This window comes from Pseudoalteromonas ardens, from assembly GCF_030125445.1.
GTDB classification, from domain to species: Bacteria; Pseudomonadota; Gammaproteobacteria; order Enterobacterales; family Alteromonadaceae; genus Pseudoalteromonas; species Pseudoalteromonas ardens.
This window is the reverse complement of the sequence record NZ_JASJUV010000001.1, coordinates 426,782-450,565: the sequence shown is the minus strand read 5'-3', so window position 1 is coordinate 450,565 and position 23,784 is coordinate 426,782. Positions and strand designations below refer to the sequence as shown.

Here is a 23,784-nt window from a genome sequence, read left to right as displayed (position 1 = left end):
GGCCGATATGGCCCCTTATTTTTTAGTGTTGTTGTGATGATTTGCTTATATAAATAAGCTCGTCATTGAATACCTGACCCGAGTTGAACTCCTGTAACAGGCGCAAACACGCAGATAATGGCTGAGCCGGGCTGTAATAAAAGCCCTGGATGTGGTTACACCCTAACTGTTCCAGCATGGCTAGCTGGCTCTGAGACTCAACGCCCTCCGCAATAACTTTGATACCTAACTCCTGCGCCAAATTCAGCAAACAATTGATCATCACTTTCTTGTTTCTATCTGCCATCAGGCTGTCGACAAAAGACTTGTCGATCTTCAGATAATCAACCTGATTTTCTACCAGATGGCTCAGCGACGAGTAGCCGGTACAAAAATCATCTAACGCGATTTTGACGCCTTGCGCTCTCAGTTTCGATAACAGTTCCCAGGTATAACGATTCGTCGCCATAGACTCTGTCACTTCCAGCGTGACTTTATCATAGGGTACTTGCGCTTTTTCAATCGCTTCTGTCACTAGCTTAAACTGATCGTTACTGGTTTTGAATTCATTGACAGAGCGGTTAATAGAAATGCTTACTTCGTCGTAGCCATGCGAATGTATTGCTTTCAAATCCTGGCAGGCTTGTTCTAGCACAAACTGGCCTATCAGGTGTATCAAACCGAACTCTTCAGCAATCGGAATAAAGGTCCCCGGTGAAACCATACCCTGCTCGTCATCAAACCACCTGACAAGCGCTTCAAATTTGACAATTTTACCTCGCTGCACATCAACAATGGGTTGGTAATACACAGTTAGCAAATTGGCTTTAAGCGCCGCTTTCAGTTTGTCTTTGAGTTTAATTTTATTCAGATAAGCATTTTGAATTGCAGCATTGTGAAGTGCGACGTGCCCGCGATGTGTTTTCTTGGCACTTTCCAGTGCATGAGCAGCATTGCGAATAAACTTAGCTGCCGTGATCCGGCCACGGTTTTCCAACTGCGCTATGCCTGTGCTCGCACTAAGCTCTACCGTCAAGTCATTGAAGACATAAGGCTGTTTTATTTTATCGCTGAGCTTTTTGGCAACCTGTAATGCACTTTTAACGTCAGTGTTATCGAGCAAAATAGCAAACTCGTCTCCGCCGTAGCGAGAAATCGTGTCATTTTCTCTGATCCCATTTCGTAACCTTTTTGCCACCGACACCAGCACTTTATCGCCAATTTCCGGGCCATAGATATCATTCACTTCTTTAAAATGATCCAGACCGATAAACAACAAAGAACAGGGAGTGTGCAGGCTACGACTGGCGGAAATTTTCTCTTCAACAATATCAATAAAACAGCGACGATTGAGCAGCGCAGTCAAAGGCTCGTGATTTGCGTAAAACATGAGTTGTGCTTCGTTGCGCTTCCACTCGGTAATATCGCGGAAAATCGCAACATAATTGACTATCTCTCCTTGCTCATCTTTCACCAGGCTAAGTGTCAACTCTTCAGGAAAAATCTGACCGTTTTTGCGGCGGTTAAATATCTCGCCTTTCCAGCAGCCTGCACTCATCAGGCTATTCCACATCTGATGATAGAAGTCGTCACCATGTTGGCCGGAGGACAGTACTGAAGGATCACGTCCCATCAACTCATGACCGGTATATCCGGTCAGGCGCTCAAAGGCACGGTTAACCATTATAATTTTGTTTTCGCCGTCAGTGATCATGATGGCTTCAGTGGCGTGTTCAAATACCACGTTGGTCAGTTCAAGCTGCTTATTCAGTGAATAGATGTAGGAAACGTCCTGAACCGTTGCGCTAAATACACGCTCATCGCGTTGCTCATCACACTGCTCTACACGACCGATAATGCGATATAGCCCACGTAAATTAGTGCGCTTCTTGTGCGCTACATTAACGTCAATGTAATCAAGATGCCCGGTCCTGAGCTTTTGTATAATGACTCTCAGTCGCTTTTGATCGGCCTCTGTTAAGCAGTTCGTAAAGTCATCAAGGGTTAATGTTTCTTCACGATGCTGCAAAAGGCGACGCATTTCATGGCTGAATATGTGCTTATCCCGGCTAATATTCCAGCTCCAGGAGCTGAGCTTAGCGATCCGCTCCCCCTTTGCCAGTTGTTTAACGAGTATTTGCTGGGCCGCAATTTCAAGGTTGTGATTTAACTCAGCCCCGACGAGTAAACTGAGCTCACGGAACCAATGTTTATCTTCGTCGCTAACAGTTACTTTTTCATCGAAAAGACAAACCATAATACCAATAGGCTTATGATCCAGTGCCCGCAACGTTACGCCGAGATATCCATCAATATTAAAAATCTTTAGGATTTCGTCCTCTGCATACATTTGCTGCAGATTGCAGCTGATAGAACATACCCCCTGACTGGTTTTAGCGTCATTACAGGGCGTTCCTTCGAGGTCGTAGATAATATCGTTTGAGCGATTACCGTCAACAGAATAGGCAACCGTTTTGACCCGAGTATCGGCGTCAATGAATTTGCCAATCAAACAATGAGCCGGCTTGAACTTCTCATAGATCAAATCGAGCGCCAATTCATAGCGCGCCTCACTACTACACAAATTGTAAAATGTACTAAATGAAAAAGTCATTGTTCGGCTAAGTTCTTATATTTTATTGTTTTCAATATCAACAGGTATTTTAACAAATTGCAATGATAGAATTAAAAGCAAGACTTGTTCTCGATACAGATCAATAAATCGAACTTATTTCTTAGCATCGTCAATCCCTGTGCTCTACAAAGTCAAATAAGGATGAGTCGTAAACCTAGTCTGACCAGCTGTATGATATTATTCATACCACAACACGGGATCAGGTTCAAACACTCCTTAGTAAAACCGAATAATGTTTACAAAAAATAAGCGCTAAACGGCGTGACGCGCGACATCATGATTCGCGGCATGCGGTGTGAGCTGAGCCTGACAAGTTTGATTTCGACCTTTATTTTTAGCCTGATAAAGTGCTTTATCTGCCATTTTAAGTGTTTCATCTATGCTTTTACTGTGTGCTGGCCAACAGGCAATGCCAATCGACACCGTCACAGGTCTGGACAAAGGCATGGCGTGTTCGCTTATCGCAATACGTAACCGCTCTGCTATGCTAAACGCGCGATTTGCATCAACAAATGGCATAAAAATCAAAAACTCTTCCCCTCCACTTCGACACACAAAGTCATGACTGCGCGCGTTTTTTTTCATCACTCCTGCCAACGCACACAAAACCTCGTCTCCAACAGCATGGCCAAACTCATCATTGATTGACTTAAAATGATCAACATCCAGTGCCATAACTGAAAATTGATAATGCATGCTTTTGACATTATCCAACCATAATTGCATTGCCAGCCGGTTATTGAGTTTAGTGAGTGGATCCATTTTTCTGTCTTCTTCCAATTCTCTGATCTCCTGCCCCAGCAGCTCAGAGCTGTTCAGGATCGCGGATTTTAGGTTTTCTGCCTCAAAGTACCAGGCCGGTGTTTCATCGATACAACGCAGATTCCCGGGACTCAGTGAGCTCACATTTTGTGCGAGCTGCGTCAAAGGCCTGGCAATAAGGAACCCGGCACACAAAGTCACTACAAAAATAGCCAACGCAAACGGCAAAGTGGAATACAATACGTTAGTATGGGTCAAATCTAACTCAGCGACGATACTAGTAAGGGCTCGTTGGCTGATTATTCCCCACCCTGTGGTGGATACGGGTGCAAACCCTGCGAGCATGTCCACGCCTTGACTATTTAGCGCCTCAACGGCACCTGATTGACCACTCAGTACAGCATTGATCGCGACATTACCCTGAATATGCTCTCCCACTCGATTATTATCTTTGTGATAGATCAGCCTTTTATTTTTATCTACCACATAAACATAAGAGTGCTCAGAAGCATGATGTGTACCCAGCAATTGATTTAATATGGTATCACCTTGCAAGTAAATTCCCCCTGCAATAAAACCGAGATAGGTACCATCAGAGCTAAAAATCGGAAATGTCGGGCTCACCAACAAGTTGCCGGCAGGCGAGACGAAAGGATCAAGAATATGGGGTTGCTGCAGCTCAATCGGCAAAGACAGCGAAGGGTCTACTGTTAGGCCTTTGAGTGCCAGACTCGATGGCTGAGCCGAAATGATCTTACGCTGTGCATTAATAACAACCAGGGAATCAAAACTGTTAGTTTGGGTTAGCAAGCGCGCCAGCTCAACGTCGATAGCATGGCTATCGTCAAAATGAATGGCAATATGACCAGCACTAACGCGTAACTGACTATTAAGTGACTGCAAAAATAGCTCTGTAACGGTAGCCAGCTTTTTTGCGTATGCCTGATTCGCGTCAAGCGTGTCTTTAATAAAAGCTCGTTCGTGCACACGATAGCTAGCCATCAATGCACTATATACAGCTAACGCGATACCGGCACTGACCAGCAATAATATGAGCTGTTTCAGGTCCAACTTCCAGCGACGGATGATTTTCACTATTCCCTCCAACATCAGCACGAACATGGCTACGTACGTCATTGTAAAATATTGCAGGAGCAAGAACTTATTCTGGGTCAAACTCTGTGCCTAAACCACTTACACATGCCTTTAATCGCAACAGGCACTCAGAGCAAATAAACATAAGTCGCTCAAAGGATGAGAAACGTAGGACCAAATAGCACTTTACAACTAGATCAGGAAATAAAAAACGTAAATTACTATCATGTTTAAGCGCTGTGCTTTATAATGTGTTCGATATTTGACCAACTCAGCTTTACCGAAATGAAAAAGAAAACCCGAATGAACCCACTCGTCACACACTTTACTTTCGCAAGTATTGCGTTAGCTATGCTGTGGATGTTTGTTCAGGATAAAGACACTTTGCTTACCGGTAGTGCGTTAGTACTTGCCTATATAGCATGCGCACTTGGGTATCGCATGATTGCAGCACGCGAAGCATTAAAGAATACCAGCAAAGCCGCTCACAAAAAACATTAACCCTCTTTTACCCCAGCACTTGGCGTCTGAATAAAACTGTGTAATCATCCGGTCACAATTTTATAACAGGACCTTGTACATGTATCGTCGCTCGCTGCTATTACTTTTTTTACTGGGTGGATGCACCACTTATGAGCAACCCACCCACGTAAAAACTTGCCAGGATCTCGTCTATAGCTACCCTGAAGTACGCGATAAAGGAAACGAGGATCAATATGCTGCACTTTTCACAGATAATGCACGCTTTACCGTCGAGAAACTTAACATTTCACTCGGCAACAAGGCCGAAATTGTCGACCGTTTCAATAAAGCGCGCAGTAACACACGAACCGTTCATATGATGACTTCTTCTCGTCAGTTTCGCCAAAACGATACACTTGCCGGCGAATCTCATTTTATTTTACTACTGAAAAATAATGCACAGCCGACGACAACAAAAATCATCAGCGGCCGTTACTTAGATAAATTTGATTACGACACAAGCGAATGTCGCTTTAGCAGCCGACGAGTCGAAATCGATCGTATGGATGTCTTGTAACAATAAGCTAACTCTGTCTGCTGCGTTTATACCAGCGTTGCATTTCCTTATGATCACGCGTCACTGCCTGTCCCTGAGCTTCCATTTCAGTGACTTCATTGGCGAGTATTTCTTCCGCGGTTAATTCTAACTTCATTAATAAGGCACTTAATTGTGCCTTTTCTTCATCGGACATATGCTCGGTAAGCATTGCTTCTCTTTTCTGCACATGAACCGTAACTTCCCGATAGATTTTTTCACCTGCTTCTGTCAATACTACGGGTTTACTCTTGCCAGTTAGTTCCATTGCGCGCACCAATTCAAGTTTTAGTAAAGTATTGACAGCACGCGTTACTGAGTAGGGGTCCAGCCGGGACTGATAGCTCACTTCGGCTGCCGTGATAGGTCCGTAAGAGCCAACATTCAACAGCACACGCAACTCTCTGGTATTAAGCTCAGTCAAAGAACGGATCACAGGGTCCCTATCAAGGGATAACAGGTTACTAACTACCGCGACCTGAAATGGCACATGCTCAACCAAATCAAGTGCTTCCTTATGTGGATTTGTTACTGCCAACGCACGTTTTCTGTTAGCAATTGCATTTTTCATATCATTGTCACTGGACAATTTGTACCTCTACACATATAGTTGTTGCATATGCAACACAATAAACATTTACAGGAAACCAGTATGCCTTTAGTTAAGCCTTTGTCACAAGAGCATGATCAGGAAGTGGCAGAATTAGCCAAGTTTTTCAACGAAACACTTGGCTTTTGTCCTAACAGCGTGTTAACCATGCAAATCCGCCCGGCAATTGCCCGCTCATTCATTAATTTGAATAAAGCCGTCATGGAAAACCATGGCCGGGTCACCTCGGAGTTAAAAAGACTGGTTGGCTATATCACCAGTGCCAATACCGGATGCCGTTACTGCGAAGCCCATACTATCTTGGCGGCACAACGCTACGGCGGCAGCGATGAAAGGCTGGCTCAGATTTGGCAATTCAGGGAAAGTGACGCGTTTAATGACGCTGAAAAAGCCGCTTTTGAGTTTGCACTGGCTGCCTCCAGTGTTCCAAATGCAGTCGATGAGACCATTGAAGCTGCGATGCAGGCACACTGGGATGATGGTGAAATCGTCGAGATATTGGGTGTTATCGCCCTATTTGGTTATCTCAATCGTTGGAATGACTCTATGGCGACTACGCTGGAGGCCGGTGCCATTGATGCCGGAGAAACGCTGCTTAATGAGCGCTGGGAAACAGGTAAGCACGTCAAATAACTTCCCACCTCAGGATTAAAACGAACATCCTTCAACCGATGGGAAAGCAGTGCATGTCTGCTTCCCATTTTTGCCTGCCTCTGCTGCAATTAAATTAGTTGAATATTTGGGTTGATCCAAATCAAAACGCACTATATATTAAAGTTTCAATAATTACTGAAACTTTAAAAATGCAGCTATCACCTAAAATCGAAAACTTCGTTCTCCATTGCGGAGAGATGGGAAGCCGCTGGGGCTTCAATCGTACCATTGGCCAAATGGTTGGCCTGCTGGTTATCAATGAAAAGCCTCTGACTGCTAACGAAATTGCAGAAGCGCTCAAGATTTCCCGTGGCAATGTCAGTATGGGTATCAAAGAGCTGCAATCATGGCAACTGGTCAAAGTCCATCATATCCCAGGAGACCGAAAAGAGTATTACTCGCCTAACGGCAGTATCTGGGACCTGGCAAACCGAGTTTTTGAAGAGCGCCGCAAGCGCGAGATTGACCCTACCCTGACCTTGTTGCGTGACCAGATCCTGGACAGCGCAAATTCACCAGAAGAAAAATACGCTCAGGAGCAAATGCAGTCGATTCATGACCTGCTAGAGACAGTGACAAAGTGGTCAGCCGAATTGCAAAGGCTTACGCCTGAACAACTGCAATCCTTAATGAAACTGGGTTCATCTGTTAGCAAAGTGATTGATTTGAAGGATAAGCTACTCAGAAAATCCTGACTAAGTGGCTTTGAAAAGGATTTCTTTACAATGCGCGGCTCGTCCCCGTGCAACACAGTCGTGTCGGCCAGGCTGCTTTGCCTAACCCAGGCGTAGCATGTGCTGATATAATATGCGAGGTGCGTCATGCTTGATACCCTACTGTTGTCGCGTATTCAATTTGCGGCAAATATTAGCTTTCATATTCTTTTTCCAACTATAACCATAGCCTTAGCCTGGTTCCTGGTTTTCTTTAAATTCCGTTATGACCAAACCGGCGAACAGGTGTGGCTCAGAGCCTATCGATTTTGGGTTAAAATTTTTGCCCTCACTTTCGCACTGGGCGTGGTGAGCGGCATTACTATGTCTTTCCAATTTGGTACTAACTGGCCCGGATTTATGGAACGCGTAGGCAATATAGCCGGGCCTTTACTTGGCTATGAAGTGCTCACCGCCTTTTTTATGGAAGCCACCTTTCTGGGCATAATGTTGTTTGGGATGAAACGCGTAAGCCCGCGTCTGCATACCTTTTCGACTCTCATTGTGGCGGTAGGCACCACCCTGTCTGCATTCTGGATACTCTCTTTAAACAGCTGGTTACAAACCCCTACAGGATACACGCTTGTAGATGGGGTGTTCTACCCCCAGAACTGGTTTGAGATCATCTTTAACCCATCATTTGGTTATCGTTTTTCTCATATGCTCCTGGCCAGCGGACTCACAGCATCATTTCTGGTAGCAGGCATTAGCGCCTATCGGCTATTAAAAAACGATCACAAACACGCACCCAAACTGACATTGAAGGTTGCACTAAGCGTTGCTGCACTGCTGGCGCCACTGCAGATGTTTGTTGGTGACCTTCATGGTCTGAACACCTTTGAACATCAGCCCCAAAAAGTTGCCGCAATGGAAGGGGTCTGGGAGACTGAACAAGGTGCACCTTTGCTGCTATTTGCAATACCTGATGAAACTACCCGAACGAACCATTTCGAATTGGCTATTCCCAACCTGGCGAGTTTGATTCTGACTCATGAATTGGATGGTGAAATTAAAGGCTTGAACGAGTTTAAAGGTGAACACCCGCCGGTTAAGCCCGTCTTTTTTGGATTTCGGATTATGGTGGGGATTGGCGTACTCATGATCCTTGTCGCTGCCGTGGCCCGCTATACATTATGGCGACGTTCAACGCTCCCAGATTGGCAACTAAAAATGCTAGTGGCTATGACCTTCTCCGGCTGGATTGCAACTTTAGCAGGCTGGTACGTCACAGAAATAGGACGCCAACCTTTTATGGTCAATGGACTAGTAAAAATTGAAGAGCTAGTCACCAGTGTCCCGGGAGAGCATGTACTGCTTACATTAGTGGGTTATCTCACTGTCTATGCTGTGTTACTCACAGCGTATATTAAAACCTTGTTCTATACAGCACGCAATGCCGTGGAAGTTGAAGAGTACCAGACAAAACCAGTTCAGGGAGGTCAATATGTATAGTGCTGACTATCTTGCTTTGTTTTACAGCGCACTCATGGCCCTTGCCATCATAGTGTACGCTGTACTCGACGGCTATGATTTGGGCGTTGGTATATTGTTGCCGGGCCAAAATAAACCAGCTGCCGACACCATGATTGCCTCTATTGGCCCCTTTTGGGACGCCAACGAAACCTGGCTGGTACTGGCAGTCGGCCTGGCGCTCATCGCCTTCCCCACCGCACATTCAATCATACTGCAGGCACTGTATCTGCCTATCGCTTTTATGTTGCTGGGTTTAATTTTAAGGGGCGTTGCGTTCGATTTTCGTGCCAAGGCAAAAACACGCTACCGTGAAACCTGGGATCGCAGCTTCAAACTGGGCAGCCTGATCACTGCATTTTCACAGGGATATATGCTGGGCCTGTATGTGATGTCGTTTGAACACAGTCTGGCAAGCCACCTGTTTGCGGCACTCAGCGGGGTTGGTGTCATAGCGGCTTATACCTTAATAGGTGCAGCCTGGTTGATCATGAAATGCGAAGGTGAGATACAAGACTCTGCTATCCGGTGGTGTCGGGTGAGCAATCTCATTGCTTTACTGGGCGTTTTAGCTGTCTCTGTAGTAAACCCACTTATTAACACTTACGTTCAGACGCGCTGGTTTGGCACCGAGATAAGCCTGTTGCTATTGCCACTGCCCCTTATCTGCATGGTGCTTTTTGTGCTACAAGACAGGGTGCTGGTCAAGCTCAAACACACACCAAACCAAGGTTGCTGGTTGCCCTTTGCTATCACGGTGGTGATATTTTTACTGTGCTTTTTTGGTCTACTCTACAGCTTTTTCCCGTATGTCGTCCCAGGTGAATTAACCATATATGAGGCACTTGCTGACCCGTCTGCACTTACCTTTATGCTATACGGCGTCGTACTAGTAGTACCGGCGATAATTGGCTACACACTATTCTCTTATCGGGTTTTCTGGGGAAAGACACAGGACCTGAGCTACTACTGATTTTCACTTGCATTAGCCCAACCAAAAAGGCAGCCCGCACGCTGCCTTTTTTATTTGGCTCGTTTAATTAAAAACTAAATTTTCGGATAGCCAATGCGGTCAGACAAATACCCTACACTGGTGGCAAAATAATAACTGCGGTTCCAGTTCATCAGTGCTTTGTAATTATTATACGCCAGATACATACGGCCATTCATGTCATCAGGCATCACCAAAGCTGCGCTAATATTCACTTTTGGTAAATCTGTGCCATCAGCGCGTCTGACGCCCAGACTTTGCCACTCTTGTAGTGAGCGTTCAGAGTCTCGCCAAAACTCAAGCCACTGCTTGTGATTTTTTGAACCGCGCTTCAGGACATACTGGCTGGGAAAGTCATCAGGCAATTTTACCTGACGGCCCCAAGTCAGACTGTCATTCCAACCAACACTCTTCAGGTAATTTGCTATGGATGCCAGAGCATCTTCTTTGCTAGTCCAGATGTCTTTCTTACCATCTTTGTTGTAGTCAACGGCATAAGAGTTGAATGACGTTGGCATAAACTGCGATTGCCCCATTGCACCAGCCCAGGAGCCTTTAAAATTGTCAACATTTACATGGCCATCTTTAAGAATGTCCAGTGCAGCCCATAACTGTCGTTTATACAGGGCTTCTCGGCGACCATCAAATGCCAATGTAACCAGTGAGCTGATCACTGGATAGCCGCCCTGTACACGGCCAAAGCTACTTTCAAGACCCCACAGTGCAACGATAAAGCGCCCCTGCACACCAAAGTCTTTGCTGATCCTATCCAGCAGCTCTTTATTTTCTTTATACAGCTTACGTGCACGCTGAACTTTCCAATCTGGTACACGTTTAGGCAGATAAGTTTCCAGTGTCTCAACGATCTCTGGCTGATTCTTATCTTGTTTAATGACTTTCTTTTTAAATTTGACTGTGCTGAACGCCTTTTCTATCAGCGCGGGTGTGTAGCCACGCTCAAGCGCTTCAGCCTTTAAAACTTCTACATAACTGTCAAAACGCGCCTGATCATCCGCTTTAACGGTTTGCGATGCCAGACATAAAGATACTAATAATGCGGATAGTGTTTTAGTCACTTTTTACTCCGTTTTGTCTTTTTAATTCGTCCAGAAGATTTTCTTGTGGAGGTGGCAACTGCAAATAAAACCCATCATCGATTAATTTCTGCTTAACGTTACTTAAATCAGCAGTACCGAGTTTGTTGCGTTTTGCTAAATCCACAATGATTACAAATATTGGCGTACCAAAAGTAGCCATTAAAGGGTCAGGGACTTTGCTAAAATCGTCTCGTTTTTCAATAAAAAGATAGGTATCGGCTTTTTTACTACTTTTATATACTGCGGCTAGCATTATAACCCTATAAAATCTTGCTAATCTGAGAGCAGCACTATACCATGACCTATATAATATTTGGAAAGTTTTGCGACTCTCAAACGTACAGAGTACGGGGTCAGAACAATATTAATCAGAGTTCGCACTGGTATTGAGCGCTTATGTCTACACAGTCTTTTGAATTGAAGGGAAACCTGTTTACTCTCTCAGTTTTACACCTCTTCGATGCCGACCTTGGTAATGTAAAACAGCAACTGAGTGATAAAATTTCCCAAGCTCCTAAGTTTTTTAAAGGAGCACCCATCGTAATCAATCTTGCAGACGTCCAGGAGCAGAGCATAGTGCTCAGCGATTTGAAACGTATTCTTGCGGCGTTAGCATTAAACCCGGTTGGTATTTGTAACGGTACAGAACAGCACAATGCGGAAGCCAAAGAAATTGGCTTATCTGTATTAAACTATACTAAAGATGTTAAGCCTGTTACTCAGGATAGCCAAGACACACAAATAGTCGAAAAAGAAGTCTATCTTGGTGCCCAGGTCATTAATGGCACTGTACGATCCGGGCAACAAATTTACGCGAAGGACCGGGATCTCATTGTACTTGGCGCAGTCAGCCACGGTGCAGAGGTCATTGCCGATGGCAATATTCACATCTATGGCACGCTCAGAGGCCGTGCTATCGCTGGTGCGCAAGGAAATCATGAGGCGAGTATCTACTGTCAGAAACTTGAAGCAGAGCTTGTTTCAGTAGGCGGCAGTTATTGGATCAGTGACTCTCTTCAGGGTGAGCACTGGGGCAAGGCCTGCCAGATTTCACAAAATAACGAATCATTAGAATTAACAGCATTGGTCAAAGGATAATTCAGATGGCAAAGATTATTGTCGTAACTTCAGGTAAAGGTGGTGTAGGTAAAACCACATCAAGTGCAGCGATCGGCACAGGTCTTGCGCTTAAAGGATACAAAACAGCCATTATCGACTTTGATATTGGCCTGCGTAACTTAGATCTCATCATGGGCTGTGAACGTCGCGTCGTCTATGATTTTGTCAACGTCATAAATGGTGAGGCAAACCTTAATCAGGCACTGATCAAAGATAAACGCGTTGAAAAACTCTATATCTTACCTGCGTCACAAACTCGCGACAAAGATGCCCTAACAAAAGAAGGCGTTGAACGTGTATTAAAAGAAATGTCGGAAGACTTTGATTTTATTATCTGTGACTCCCCTGCTGGCATCGAAGCTGGTGCGATGATGGCGCTGTACTTTGCTGATGAAGCGATTGTGACAACTAACCCAGAAGTTTCTTCCGTACGAGACTCTGATCGCATTCTTGGGATTTTACAAAGCAAATCAAAACGCGCAGAAGATGGTCTGGAGCCAGTAAAAGAGCACCTACTACTTACCCGCTATAACCCGGAGCGTGTTGAAAGCGGCGACATGTTGTCGGTGGAAGATGTTCAGGAAATCCTGGCAATCGACTTACTCGGTGTGATCCCAGAGTCTAAAGCCGTGTTAAATGCATCTAACTCGGGACAACCTGTGATCCTGGATACAGAATCAGATGCAGGACAGGCATACAGCGATGCTATCAATCGCTTATTGGGTGAAATCATCGACTTCAGATTTTTGAATGTTGAAAAGAAAGGACTGCTAAAGCGGATTTTTGGAGGTTAATGTGTCTTTACTTGATTATTTTCGATCCGAGAAAAAGTCCAGCGCTTCGCTGGCTAAAGAGCGGCTACAAATAATCGTTGCCCATGAACGCTCCAAGCGTGGCACCCCCGATTATCTGCCTCAGTTAAAGCAAGACATACTCGAAGTTATCCGTAAGTATGTCAAAGTTGACTCGGACGCAGTCAATGTTCAGTTTGAACAAAACGAAGACGATTTAGCCGTACTGGAGCTGAATGTAACGCTTCCGGATGACGAACAAAAGTAACACGCAAACAAAAACGCCGCACAATGTGCGGCGTTTTTGTTTCATAAAACTCTACTCAACCTGCCATTTAGAAAGTGCATCTTTCAACTGACTATGACGCCAGCCCAAAAACAAATCTGGCTTCATAAACTTATTTCTTTGCGCATCATCTAGTTTCCAGTTCCACCCTATCACCTGATTAATTTGCTTCTTAGAAGCAAATACATCCAGTGGGATCCCCTGTTGTTTAGCAACTTCTGCTATCGATTGTTTTATTTCTTTAGCAGCCCCTTTATAACCAGGGAAATCAATCAATCGTTGCACTCGTTTTGGTAACTCAGCCTCTGGTACAGCTTTCCCAGCTTCAATACACGCCAGAATTTCCTTACCAGAGCGGTTCACTTCCATTTGTTCCACGCCAGGCACATTACGAAGGCTGTTCAGCGAACCTGGTCGACGTTTTGCAATTTCAACCATGTTTTGTTCTTTGAGTACAAAATTAAGTGCCAGGTTTTTCTTTTCCGCCTTATTTTGTCGCCAACTTGCGAGCTCACGTAATACAGCCAAGTCCCGAGGTTTTAATTGCCAGACATTTTTTACACTTAAATATAGATAAGCGTCCGGCGTTCTGAACGCACGCTTTTGCGCAATCAATTGAGACTCAGAGATCACGATATCCGACAAGCCTTTCTCAGCGACCTTTTTGCTGAGACTTTCATAGCAAGGGAGCAGATAAAATACATCCGCCGCAGCATACTCAAGCTGGCTTGCCTGTAATGGACGTTTGAGCCAGTCAGTTCTGGACATACTCTTATCAAGTTCAACATCCAGCATCATTTTCACCATATTGGCGAATCCGACACAATTACCCTCTCCAAGCAACTGCAATGCAAACTGCGTGTCAAACAATGGTGCAGGTACAAATCCTGCAAATTTCTGGAATACCTCGATATCTTCAGAGGGAGAATGAAGTACTTTTACGATCTGCTCATCCCGAAGTAAATGCCATAACCCTGAAAAATCGAGCTCACTTAATGGGTCTATCAGGGCCAGATGCTCACCGTTATAAACCTGGATCAACGCGATTTCGGGATACAAAGTTCTGCGGCGCATAAACTCTGTGTCTATCGCAAGCACATCGCTCTTAGCCAGCTTCGCTGTAAAAGCATCAAGCTCAGTTTGATGTTGGATAAATTGATACTGCACATTTACTCCCTATAAAAAACCGGCTTTCGCCGGTTTCTCTTTACTTTAATGCCCTACGCAATATTTTGCCGACATTGGTCTTAGGTAATTCATCTCTGAATTCGACCAATTTAGGGACTTTATAATTGGTTAGCTTGTCGCGACAATGACTTATTATATCTTTTTCTGTCAAAGATGGATCCTTTCTCACAACAAAAACTTTCACCTGCTCGCCACTGACTTCATGCGGTACGCCGACAGCAGCCACTTCCAACACACCCTCGTGCATTGCAACGACTTCTTCAATCTCATTAGGGAACACGTTAAACCCAGAGACCAAAATCATATCTTTTTTACGATCGACGATGTAGAAGAAGCCTTCTTCATCATATATAGCAATATCGCCCGTTGCGAACCAGCCATCCTGCAAACATTCAGCAGTTGCATCCGGACGATTATAGTAGCCAGCCATGACTTGAGGGCCTTTAACACACAGCTCGCCAGGCTCGCCCAGCGGCATCTCTTCACCCTGATCATTAATGATTTTCAGATCCGTACTGGGTGCCGGTAATCCGATTGAACCGTTATAACCATCGATGTCCCATGGGCAAATGGTGACCAAAGGCGCGCACTCTGTCAGGCCATAGCCTTCCATCAGCTTGCTCTTTGTCACATTTTGCCACCGCTCAGCAACGGGTCGCTGCACAGCCATACCGCCACCGAGTGACACCTTCAGTGTTGAAAAGTCCAGGTCGGAAAACCCTGGCGTGTTAAGTAAGCCGTTAAACAAAGTATTTACACCAGTCATGACGGTGAAGGGGTATTTTGATAGCTCTTTTACAAAACCCGGCATATCCCTTGGGTTGGTGATCAATAGGTTGTGGCCACCGTACTTCATGAAGGTAAGGCAGTTCGCTGTCAGTGCAAAAATATGATAAAGCGGCAACGCAGTAACGACGACTTCGCGACCCTTATCGAGTACTTTATCAAGACAACCAGAAACCTGCTCCAAATTCGCGACCATATTACCATGAGTCAGCATCGCACCTTTGGAAACCCCGGTCGTACCACCTGTATACTGAAGAAATGCCAGATCTGTCAGTGCCACCTCAGGTACTTTATATTGGTTGGGATCAGCACTTATCGCTTGGGCAAAAGGCTTTACATCAGGCAAGTCGTAATCAGGCACCATTTTCTTAAACTTTTTAACCACAAAATTGACTAAATGCTTTTTGAAACCACCTAGCATGTCGCCAATTTGTGTCACAACGATGTGTTTAACGCCCGTCGTTGGCAGTGCCTTTTCGAGTGTATGTGCAAAGTTTGCCAATATGAAGATTGCTTTTGTTTCTGAGTCATTAAGCTGATGCTCAAGCTCTCGCACTGTGTACAAGGGGTTTACATTGACCACCGTACATCCTGCTCGCAACACGCCTAAAATGGTGATGGGTGTTTGCAGCAGGTTTGGCATCATCACTGCTACTTTATCCCCTTTACCTAATTTAAGGGTATTTTGAATATAACTGGCAACTGCCTTGGTAGCCTCATCAACTTGTTGGTAAGTCATTGTTTTGCCCATGTTACTGTAAGCTGGTAACTGGGCAAACTCTCTAAAACTTTTGTCGAATAGTTCAAGCAGCGAGTTGTAGTGTTCTGGGTCGATTGTTTCCGGCACCCCTTCTGGGTAGCGCTTTAACCAGATTTTTTCCACTCTAAGCTCCTGTGTTCTCGTTATTTTTTATATTGGTCTTACCTTAATACAATTAAGGCACACAAACAATTGAGTAAATACTCTAAAGCTGAGATAGTCCCACATTTGACACAATTATACAATCAGGAAACGCCGGGATGTTTTATATGTGTTAAAACCTGCTCTAACACTTGCTCCGGATTTTCCATGTGGCAGTGGTGTCCACCTGCAACCTCTATACATGTAAGCGCTTCAAAGCATTCAGAAAACTGCCCTAAGCTATGTTTCATTTGTGCGTACCCAGACTCGCCCATAATTGCCAAAGCGGGCGTTTTAACACCTTGCAACAGCGATAACGCCTGAGCGCGTGAAAAACGCGTTGTAGAAGGTAGCTTTAATTTAGGGTCCGTTGTTAAGCGCGCGCCCTCCTCAAGCTCTTCAATGTTTCGCTCCATTAATATAGCAGCAATTTCTTCGTTGAAATCGCTAACTTTAAGTCGTGCTTTGATGATTGCTTGTTTGTCAGCAAACAGGCGCAAAGTTGTCTCGTTAACTTGCTCAACTACCTGCCGTGCTGCAAATGCATCAAGCAACTGTTGCTTAGCATTCTTATCACTTTGATATAATAGTCCAATACCGTCTATCAGTGTCAGCGTATTTACTTTTTCAGCATAGAGACTGGTGAACAAACCACCAACCAAAGCCCCCATCGAATGTCCAACAATATGGCAACACTTAATATGCTTAGCACGAAGAAAAGCCAAAACATCATAAACATATTCTACAAAATAATAATGCGCATCGGCACTTCGCCAGTCCGAACCACCATGACCCGGGAAATCTAACGCAATAAACTTAAACGCCTCTAGCGCACTGTGTGGTAACTTATCTAACAACGGCAAAAAGCTGTTACTGTTATCCTGCCAGCCATGCAACATCAGGACAACCTGCTCCCCCTCTCCCACTTCCTGGTAGGCGAACCCATCCACTCGTCCTTGTTTTATCTTGTTTTTATTAGTAATCAACATAAATTCATATTCTTATTAAGCGTATTACATTAATATTCTACGCATTATAGCTCGCGTGCAAAGTACTAATCATTGTTCTGAAAATGGTTAGCTCTTTATTAAAGCGAACAAAAACACGGGAACATTAAGGATCATCTATGACACGCAAAATTAGCGCTCTGGCGTTTGCTCTGGGCTGCACCTTGTCAAACTCAGTATTTGCTGCACCTAAAAATATCATCTATATGATTGGAGATGGCATGGGGCCAGCCTTCACTACAGCCTATCGTTACATGCAAGACGATAAGGCAACCAAAATCGTTGAGCCTACTGTGTTTGACTCCATCCTAGTGGGTATGGCGCATACCTACCCAGACGATGATACCGTAGTCACAGACAGTGCAGCTGGGGCAACAGCACTCAGCACAGCAGCAAAAAGCTACAATGGAGCAATTGCGGTAGATACACATAAACAATCTCTCAAAACAATGCTGGAAATTGCCAAAGAGCAAGGAATGACAACAGCACTCGTGGCCACATCCCAGATAAACCACGCCACACCTGCCAGTTTCGCAGCACACAATGAATCAAGACGTAACTATGACGAAATTGCCGACGATTACATCGACAACAAGATTGCCGGTAAACTCCCTGTTGATTTACTGCTAGGTGGCGGTACCAAGTACTTTATTCGTGATGACAGAAACCTGGTCAATGAGTTTAAAGAAGCCGGTTACCAGTATGCAAACGCATTTGACAAGCTAGATTCACTCAGCCGCCTTCCTGCACTGGGCTTATTCGCAGAAGTTGCTTTTCCGCATGCAATAGACAGTAAAGAGCCAAAGCGACTGACCAGTATGACAAATAAAGCATTGGATTTGTTAGACAATCACAACGAAAAAGGCTTCTTTGTCATGATTGAAGGCAGTCAGATCGACTGGTGCGGACATGCAAACGACATCGCTTGTGCGATGAAAGAAATGGACGATTTCGCTGGCGCAATCACCGCCGCTAAGGCCTATATCGACAAAAACCCGGACACAGTATTGGTTGTCACTGCTGATCACTCTACCGGCGGCCTGACGCTGGGAAGCAATGGCGTATATCAATGGAAGACAGATGTTGTTGCAAAAGCGAAAGCCTCAGTCAAGGAGCTTACCAATACGCTTTCAGAGGCAAAGCCTAAGCAAATGGCCAAGACCTGGACTCAACTGACCGGTTTACCCTTTGACGAAGACACCAAGAAGGCGCTTATCAATGCACAAAAGGACTCAAAAGAGGCCTTATATAAAGCAGCGAATAAAATCATCAATGATGCCAGCTATACGGGCTGGACAACCAAAGGGCACACTGCAATCGATGTACAGGTATTTGCCTATGGTGAAGGACGTGATGCATTCATTGGTTCTCTGAACAACACGCAAATTGCCGATAAGCTGATCTCTTACATAGAGAAATAACCAGCATACAACCAGGCGGATCAGCACCGCTGATCTGCTTACTCAGGTTGTGGGATCACGAATTATTTCGTGCTTGTTGCTGTTAGCTTGGGTATTTAGCAGTCCCATAGCATCTTCTATAGGCATGGCTTTGTAATATAAGAACCCCTGCACGCAGTCTACCTGCGACTGCTTAACCAGATTTTCCTCTTCTTTTGTCTCAACGCCTTCTGCCACCAATCGGAAACCGAGTTTAGCGATCATCTCTGAAAGATTGGTATATAAAGACACAGACTTACAGTTATAGCTCTCAGGCAACAAACTTCGATCTAGTTTAATGGTATCTATATTGAGTTTTGATAAAACGGATAGGCAAGAGTAGCCCGTGCCAAAATCATCCATAGCGCACGCTATCTTATGCTCGCGAAGTAAATTAACCACATCAACCGTCCGATTAAAGTCTTCGATGTAACTGGATTCAAGTAATTCGACTTCAATCTGGCCGGGATAATCTGCAAACGCCTTCACGATGCGTTTATACCCGCCGGTTAACAGGTTTTGCGGGGAGATGTTAAAACTAACCTTGGGCCTGAACCCTGCTCTGGCAAACTGCTCGAGGTCTACTTCAAGCTGATCGATTACAAAGTTATCTATGATATGTAGCAACGAGTGTTGCTCCAGCGTTGCTAAGAACCAGGGGCCCTGAACCTGTCCATCCGCCTCTTTTAACCTCAACAAGGCTTCAAAGCCAACAACTTCCTTCGTGTAAGGGTTTATTTTTGGCTGATAGAACAACATCAGTTCACCCCGATTAAGTGCGTCCGTGACTTCCTTCAAGCTATGTACATTGATTTGCTCTTCACGTTGAGAGCGAGTGTATAGGCTTTCTGCCCCTGCCTCTATCAATCTGCCAGTCGTAAATCGCTTAAGTAACACATCCAACGCCTTACCGGACAAGTTGTGATCCCGGTTAAATTTTAAAAATGGATAATACAAAGCGGCATTGAGTGCAATTAACAGGATTTGAAGTACAACCCCACTGATATTTTGCGTCAATAACCAGCCACTGATAAAAACAGGCGTAAACCAGGGAATATCCATAGCAGGTGCCAGTGTGATAACGCCAGTTGAAATACACACATAGGAAATTAACGCATTTAATAAAGGGCTCAGCAAAAATGGGATAAGCAAATAGGGATTAAAGACAATAGGCAATGCATAGAGCATCACCTCACTGATGTTAAACAACGCAAGCGGCGAAGCAATCATTGCTATGCTTCGCTCATGACGTGCATTTTTAAGTAGCAAGGATGCAATGATCAAGCCCCAGATACAGCCCGTACCACCAATAATGACGAAGCAGGTATAGAAGTCGTAGCTCGAAAGTTGAGGTAACACCAGATAATCAGTCAACTCGCCCGACACCAACAAGTGGTATGTGTTATCGCCATGAACACCAATAAACCATAATAAATGTGAAAAGATCAGCTGCGCCGAAATTTTCTCGAATACACTCCAGGTGGGATTGAGCAGTTTTAAGGTACTATGAAGCTGACCGGTGAAATGATCGAATAGAGGAATAACTAACAAAATGATCGCGGTGACGAGAATATAAGGAATGATCAAATTAAGGTGTTTGCGTAAAAACAGACTAATCGAGCTAATCCCTACCAATCTTAGCCAGCGGATCCGCTCTATGTAAGCCAGCAGGTAACAACACAAAACAGGCATTAGCAGAGAATATAGCATACCATTACGGTGCACGATATTGAGCGCTCCCTGGCTGATTTCAATGTAACCTGTCGTCGCTGTGAAACAAGCTAGCACTAAGACAGGACCAGCGATGGTGTGTATTTTAAGGTTCTTTGACAGATAGTAACTGAAAGAAATGAGTGTAAGTAACGGGAAAATCCCCCACACCAGAGTATTAAAGTCACCAAGCGCTTGATACTTTAATTTGCTCAGGTCATCTCCAAGCCACTGGTTTAGAAGAGTAATTACTGATGCAACAATAAAAAATGGGATGAGCGCGATATAACCTTCCCGCAACGACAAAACAACCGTATTTGAAGAAAGCTTGAGTGCAAACTGGTTAAATCTGTTCAGCAAACGCGTGACCATAAATTGTTATTTTCTTTTAACATTACTCCAAAAGCAGATTAAAACAAATGAATTGACTAAATTTTTGCTGAAAAATATTCATGGCGAAAACTGGGCACAGAGAGGCGCTTATAAAGGTAAAGGGTAATTAAAACCGCTTAGGAAAAATGTCAGGCGTAAATGCTCACACCAAGTAGAGACTGAACTTCGCTTCGCCGTTCTTGATTTTGAATCGCACTGTAGGATTGTATAGCAACGCTGGTTTTGAAGTTGGGCTGATCGTAGATGACATCTCTTTTGTCATCAGAATACTGCTGTGCCAGTGCGACACCGGCATCGGAGTATTTAAGCTTAGCAGCTTGCTGAACTGGTGCTTGGGTGTCGCTCGCTGCAGGTTTAACAACCGACTGCCTTAGTTGATAAGTATCCTGATTTTGAACAAGCTGGTTGATTTTCATCAGTCTATATCACCAAAAACCCAATGCACCATTATAAGATTAGCCCGTTACTCGCGTCCGGGCAACTTCTTCCACGTCACAGTATCTCTCACATACTGGGGCTGAGCGTCGGCAGCATTAACAACCTCTCCGGCTTCAAACTGCGCAATGCCAGTAGCTAACATGTATTCAGCATGCGGCAACGTAATATCGCTATGTACTTCAAGCCCCAGCTTGTCAGCAACATCTGAATACGTCTTCCAGCCGGTGCCAACTGCAAGTACGCCTTTAAAATCGCCCTCAATTAGCTCAGGTTTGATCACACTTTCTGCGCCTGAGGCAACGGCCTGATTATTATCTGAACGGGTATAGTGGCAAAGATAGACCTCACCCATACGCGCGTCGATTGCAACCAAAACTTGCTTTGCGTTGGTTTGCGCAAATGCCTGTTGTGCCATAGCCTGAAGCGTTGAAACTCCGGCCAGTTGCAAATTACCTGAATAAGCTAGCCCCTGTGCAACCGCAACGCCAATACGTACCCCGGTAAAGCTGCCTGGTCCACGGCCAAATACCAGACCATCCAGATCTTTGAGCTGACAACCGGCATCAGCAAATAGTTGTTCCACTAATGGCAATATTTTCTGACTATGTTGCTGAGGACACTCTTCAAAGTGGCGATAAAGGTTGCCGTTGTACGACAACGCCAGGCTCAGAGCTTCCGTTGAAGCATCCAGAGCAAGCAAATTATATTTCATGCTGGTCAATATTCTCTAAAAATGACAGCGCCTTATCCAAATCACGAGTACGTGACATGGGAGGCAAACTTTTAATAAAGGTTTCACCGTATTTTCGCGTAACCAGACGATTATCGCAAATAATTAGTACACCTTTGTCTTTCTTATCACGGATCAGACGCCCAACCCCTTGCTTTAAAGCAATGACAGCCAGAGGGAGCTGAATTTCATCAAACGGTTCTTTATCCTGCAACTGGGCATCTTTCATCCGAGCCTGTAATAACGGATCATCCGGAGAGGTAAACGGTAGCTTGTCTATAAGTACGCAACTTAACGTGTCACCACGTACATCAACTCCTTCCCAGAATGACGCTGTGCCCATTAAAACCGCATTACCATGGCGGACAAATTGCTCCAGAATAATCCGCTTTGATGCTTGTCCTTGCATAAACACCGGGTATTCTGTCGCAGTACTCAGTCCTTCATAAACCAGGTGCATCACGCGATAACTGGTGAAAAGCAAAAACGTTCGACCCTGGGCCGCATTGATCACTTGCTTGGCTATTTTTACCAAAGCGTGTGGCATCATTTCATCTTTGGTTTCGGGCAGATAACGGGGCAGACAAAGCATGGCCTGCGATTCATAGTCAAACGGGCTGTCGACAATGGCCTGATGATCTGGTGCCAGACCCAAACTGGCGTTAAAGTGCGCGAGGCTATTGTCCACTGATAAAGTTGCTGAAGTAAAAACAAAGCTCGCTTCACTCTTAGCCATCATATCTTTAAATCGATTAGATACGTCCAGCGGCGTGATATGAATCGTCAGGAAACGCCGGGTGGTTTCGAACCAATAACTAAAACCAGACTGACTCACATCAAAGGCCCGGTCGAGTTGCCCTTTAAACGCCAAAACCCGCTCCAATGGATGTTCTATCTTATCAGAGCGGTCGAGACACAACTTGAGTACCTGATATAAAAAATCCAGGTTACTGATCACTCTGTGTAGCGCATCGCAAATCACTTTGTCCTGTAACTTTTCTCGCCAGTCTCCCCGTGCACCATCGCCCCCAAACACAAGTCGCAGATCAGCAACGCTGGTCTCTAACTTATTCAGTGTTTTGCCCAGTTGTAACATGTCCGGAATATCACTTCGGTAAATTAGCCGCAGATCATTGATAAGCGCCTGAAGTTGTTTAGTACTGATTGACTCACCAAAATAATCTGACGCGATTTCACCAAGCTGATGTGCTTCATCAAAAATATAGGTATCTGCGGTGGGCATTAACTCCGCGAACCCGGACTCTTTCACCGACATGTCGGCGAAAAACAGATGATGATTAATCACAACCAGATCGGCCTCCGCGGCTTTCAACCTGGCTTTACGTATATAACACTCGGCAAAATCTGGACAGTCCTTGCCTAAACAGTTGTCCGCAGTCGAGTTAACATAAGGCAGTACTTTGGCGTCTTCTTCAATACCCACACAGTCTGCCAGGTCGCCACTTTGCGTTTCAGTTGCAAATTTAGCCACCATGGCCAGCTGGTGCATAACGTCAGGGTCGTCACTGGGCACATGGGCCACATGTTCATTCAGTCGATAAGTACACAGATAGTTGGCACGTCCCTTTAATAAAGCAACCTTGCGACCTTTACCAAGCGCTTTAAGTAGTTCTGGTAAATCCCTGTGATAGAGCTGCTCCTGCAGCGCCTTAGAGCCGGTTGAGATGATCACCTTTTTATCGTTTAACAGCGCAGGTACCAGATAAGCAAATGTTTTGCCTGTACCTGTGCCTGCTTCTACCACGCATTGTCCACCCTCTTTCACCACTTTATCTATGGCTTCGGCCATATCAATTTGAGGTTGTCTTGGCTGATAACCGTTAAAGTGGTGTGCCAGGGGACCATTTTCTGAAAAATACTGAGTGATAGACAAAATTAATGCGCTGCTTAATGACTGGGCGAGGCAATTTTA

The 23,784-nt window shown here is 44.8% G+C and carries 22 protein-coding genes; 10 read left to right on the top strand and 12 right to left on the bottom strand.

The genetic code is table 11. The features are described from left to right. Nucleotides 1-22: 22 nt before the first annotated feature. Entirely contained in the window at nt 23-2,593 is a 2,571-nt protein-coding gene (locus QNM19_RS01725) for a putative bifunctional diguanylate cyclase/phosphodiesterase (RefSeq protein ID WP_284026229.1), read from the bottom strand. A 273-nt stretch (nt 2,594-2,866) separates the two neighbouring features. Further along, on the bottom strand, nt 2,867-4,471 hold the full coding sequence (locus tag QNM19_RS01720; RefSeq protein WP_049863360.1) for a sensor domain-containing diguanylate cyclase: 1,605 nt from the start codon (nt 4,469-4,471) through the stop codon (nt 2,867-2,869). A gap of 303 nt (nt 4,472-4,774) precedes the next feature. On the opposite strand from QNM19_RS01720, the gene QNM19_RS01715 reads away from it, so the two are divergent. Together QNM19_RS01715 and QNM19_RS01710 are read left to right on the top strand one after the other, a co-directional pair. After that, nucleotides 4,775-4,972, top strand: coding sequence for a hypothetical protein (locus QNM19_RS01715; protein WP_010381240.1), 198 nt, complete (start codon nt 4,775-4,777; stop codon nt 4,970-4,972). Nucleotides 4,973-5,051: 79 nt separating this feature from the next. Beyond that, on the top strand, nt 5,052-5,510 hold the full coding sequence (locus tag QNM19_RS01710) for a nuclear transport factor 2 family protein (protein WP_049863361.1): 459 nt from the start codon (nt 5,052-5,054) through the stop codon (nt 5,508-5,510). Between the two features lie 7 nt (nt 5,511-5,517). Here QNM19_RS01710 and QNM19_RS01705 read toward each other — a convergent pair whose 3' ends face one another. After that, entirely contained in the window at nt 5,518-6,099 is a 582-nt protein-coding gene (locus QNM19_RS01705; RefSeq protein WP_284026228.1) for a MarR family winged helix-turn-helix transcriptional regulator, read from the bottom strand. 81 nt (nt 6,100-6,180) lie between these two features. Between QNM19_RS01705 and QNM19_RS01700 the strand changes: the two genes are divergently transcribed. The 4 genes from QNM19_RS01700 to QNM19_RS01685 all read left to right on the top strand — a co-directional run bounded on the left by QNM19_RS01700 (nt 6,181) and on the right by QNM19_RS01685 (nt 9,948). Continuing rightward, nucleotides 6,181-6,771 carry a carboxymuconolactone decarboxylase family protein gene (locus QNM19_RS01700; RefSeq protein ID WP_049863363.1) on the top strand — a complete coding sequence of 197 codons (591 nt, stop codon included), beginning with the start codon at nt 6,181-6,183 and terminating at the stop codon, nt 6,769-6,771. A gap of 170 nt (nt 6,772-6,941) precedes the next feature. Then, on the top strand, nt 6,942-7,487 hold the full coding sequence (locus QNM19_RS01695) for a GbsR/MarR family transcriptional regulator (RefSeq protein ID WP_046005214.1): 546 nt from the start codon (nt 6,942-6,944) through the stop codon (nt 7,485-7,487). Between the two features lie 126 nt (nt 7,488-7,613). Continuing rightward, nucleotides 7,614-8,957, top strand: coding sequence for a cytochrome ubiquinol oxidase subunit I (locus QNM19_RS01690; RefSeq protein WP_049863364.1), 1,344 nt, complete (start codon nt 7,614-7,616; stop codon nt 8,955-8,957). Continuing rightward, complete coding sequence (locus tag QNM19_RS01685; protein ID WP_049863365.1) at nt 8,950-9,948, top strand: cytochrome d ubiquinol oxidase subunit II; 999 nt, start codon at nt 8,950-8,952, stop codon at nt 9,946-9,948. Before QNM19_RS01690 ends, QNM19_RS01685 begins: the two co-directional genes overlap by 8 nt. Before the next feature lie 74 nt (nt 9,949-10,022). On the opposite strand, the gene QNM19_RS01680 is transcribed toward QNM19_RS01685, so the two are convergent. Together QNM19_RS01680 and QNM19_RS01675 are read right to left on the bottom strand one after the other, a co-directional pair. Next, a complete protein-coding gene (locus tag QNM19_RS01680; RefSeq protein WP_049863366.1) occupies nt 10,023-11,042 on the bottom strand; it encodes a lytic murein transglycosylase in 1,020 nt (339 codons plus the stop codon). Next, complete coding sequence (locus tag QNM19_RS01675; protein ID WP_010381223.1) at nt 11,035-11,316, bottom strand: YcgL domain-containing protein; 282 nt, start codon at nt 11,314-11,316, stop codon at nt 11,035-11,037. Before QNM19_RS01675 ends, QNM19_RS01680 begins: the two co-directional genes overlap by 8 nt. Before the next feature lie 143 nt (nt 11,317-11,459). On the opposite strand from QNM19_RS01675, the gene minC reads away from it, so the two are divergent. Genes minC through minE form a run of 3 tightly spaced genes read left to right on the top strand, consistent with a single transcriptional unit; the run spans nt 11,460 to nt 13,241 of the window. After that, entirely contained in the window at nt 11,460-12,161 is a 702-nt protein-coding gene (minC, locus tag QNM19_RS01670) for a septum site-determining protein MinC (RefSeq protein ID WP_010381220.1), read from the top strand. A 5-nt stretch (nt 12,162-12,166) separates the two neighbouring features. Next, a complete protein-coding gene (gene minD / locus QNM19_RS01665) occupies nt 12,167-12,976 on the top strand; it encodes a septum site-determining protein MinD (RefSeq protein WP_010381217.1) in 810 nt (269 codons plus the stop codon). A gap of 1 nt (nt 12,977) precedes the next feature. Then, the gene (gene minE / locus QNM19_RS01660; RefSeq protein ID WP_010381216.1) at nt 12,978-13,241 is read left to right on the top strand and encodes a cell division topological specificity factor MinE; all 264 of its coding nucleotides are present in this window, start codon (nt 12,978-12,980) and stop codon (nt 13,239-13,241) included. A gap of 51 nt (nt 13,242-13,292) precedes the next feature. Here minE and rnd read toward each other — a convergent pair whose 3' ends face one another. The 3 genes from rnd to QNM19_RS01645 all read right to left on the bottom strand — a co-directional run bounded on the left by rnd (nt 13,293) and on the right by QNM19_RS01645 (nt 17,123). Further along, nucleotides 13,293-14,426 carry a ribonuclease D gene (gene rnd / locus QNM19_RS01655; protein ID WP_049863367.1) on the bottom strand — a complete coding sequence of 378 codons (1,134 nt, stop codon included), beginning with the start codon at nt 14,424-14,426 and terminating at the stop codon, nt 13,293-13,295. A gap of 40 nt (nt 14,427-14,466) precedes the next feature. Then, complete coding sequence (fadD, locus tag QNM19_RS01650) at nt 14,467-16,116, bottom strand: long-chain-fatty-acid--CoA ligase FadD (RefSeq protein ID WP_284026227.1); 1,650 nt, start codon at nt 16,114-16,116, stop codon at nt 14,467-14,469. A gap of 122 nt (nt 16,117-16,238) precedes the next feature. After that, nucleotides 16,239-17,123 (bottom strand): alpha/beta fold hydrolase, encoded by an 885-nt coding sequence (locus QNM19_RS01645; protein ID WP_049863368.1) that lies wholly within the window; start codon nt 17,121-17,123, stop codon nt 16,239-16,241. A 137-nt stretch (nt 17,124-17,260) separates the two neighbouring features. Here QNM19_RS01645 and QNM19_RS01640 point away from each other — a divergent pair, with 137 nt between their 5' ends. Then, nucleotides 17,261-18,562: an alkaline phosphatase gene (locus QNM19_RS01640; RefSeq protein ID WP_049863369.1), complete on the top strand. Its 1,302-nt coding sequence runs from the start codon at nt 17,261-17,263 to the stop codon at nt 18,560-18,562. 42 nt (nt 18,563-18,604) lie between these two features. Here the strand turns inward: QNM19_RS01640 and QNM19_RS01635 are convergent, their stop codons facing one another. The 4 genes from QNM19_RS01635 to QNM19_RS01620 form a co-directional block, all read right to left on the bottom strand. Then, nucleotides 18,605-20,650 carry an EAL domain-containing protein gene (locus tag QNM19_RS01635; protein ID WP_284026226.1) on the bottom strand — a complete coding sequence of 682 codons (2,046 nt, stop codon included), beginning with the start codon at nt 20,648-20,650 and terminating at the stop codon, nt 18,605-18,607. Nucleotides 20,651-20,811: 161 nt separating this feature from the next. Beyond that, nucleotides 20,812-21,099: a hypothetical protein gene (locus QNM19_RS01630; RefSeq protein WP_010381201.1), complete on the bottom strand. Its 288-nt coding sequence runs from the start codon at nt 21,097-21,099 to the stop codon at nt 20,812-20,814. A 47-nt stretch (nt 21,100-21,146) separates the two neighbouring features. After that, a complete protein-coding gene (tsaB, locus tag QNM19_RS01625; RefSeq protein ID WP_049863371.1) occupies nt 21,147-21,833 on the bottom strand; it encodes a tRNA (adenosine(37)-N6)-threonylcarbamoyltransferase complex dimerization subunit type 1 TsaB in 687 nt (228 codons plus the stop codon). Then, the gene (locus QNM19_RS01620; RefSeq protein ID WP_049863372.1) at nt 21,823-23,745 is read right to left on the bottom strand and encodes an ATP-dependent DNA helicase; all 1,923 of its coding nucleotides are present in this window, start codon (nt 23,743-23,745) and stop codon (nt 21,823-21,825) included. The genes tsaB and QNM19_RS01620 overlap by 11 nt, the downstream gene beginning before the upstream one ends. Nucleotides 23,746-23,784 lie beyond the last annotated feature (39 nt).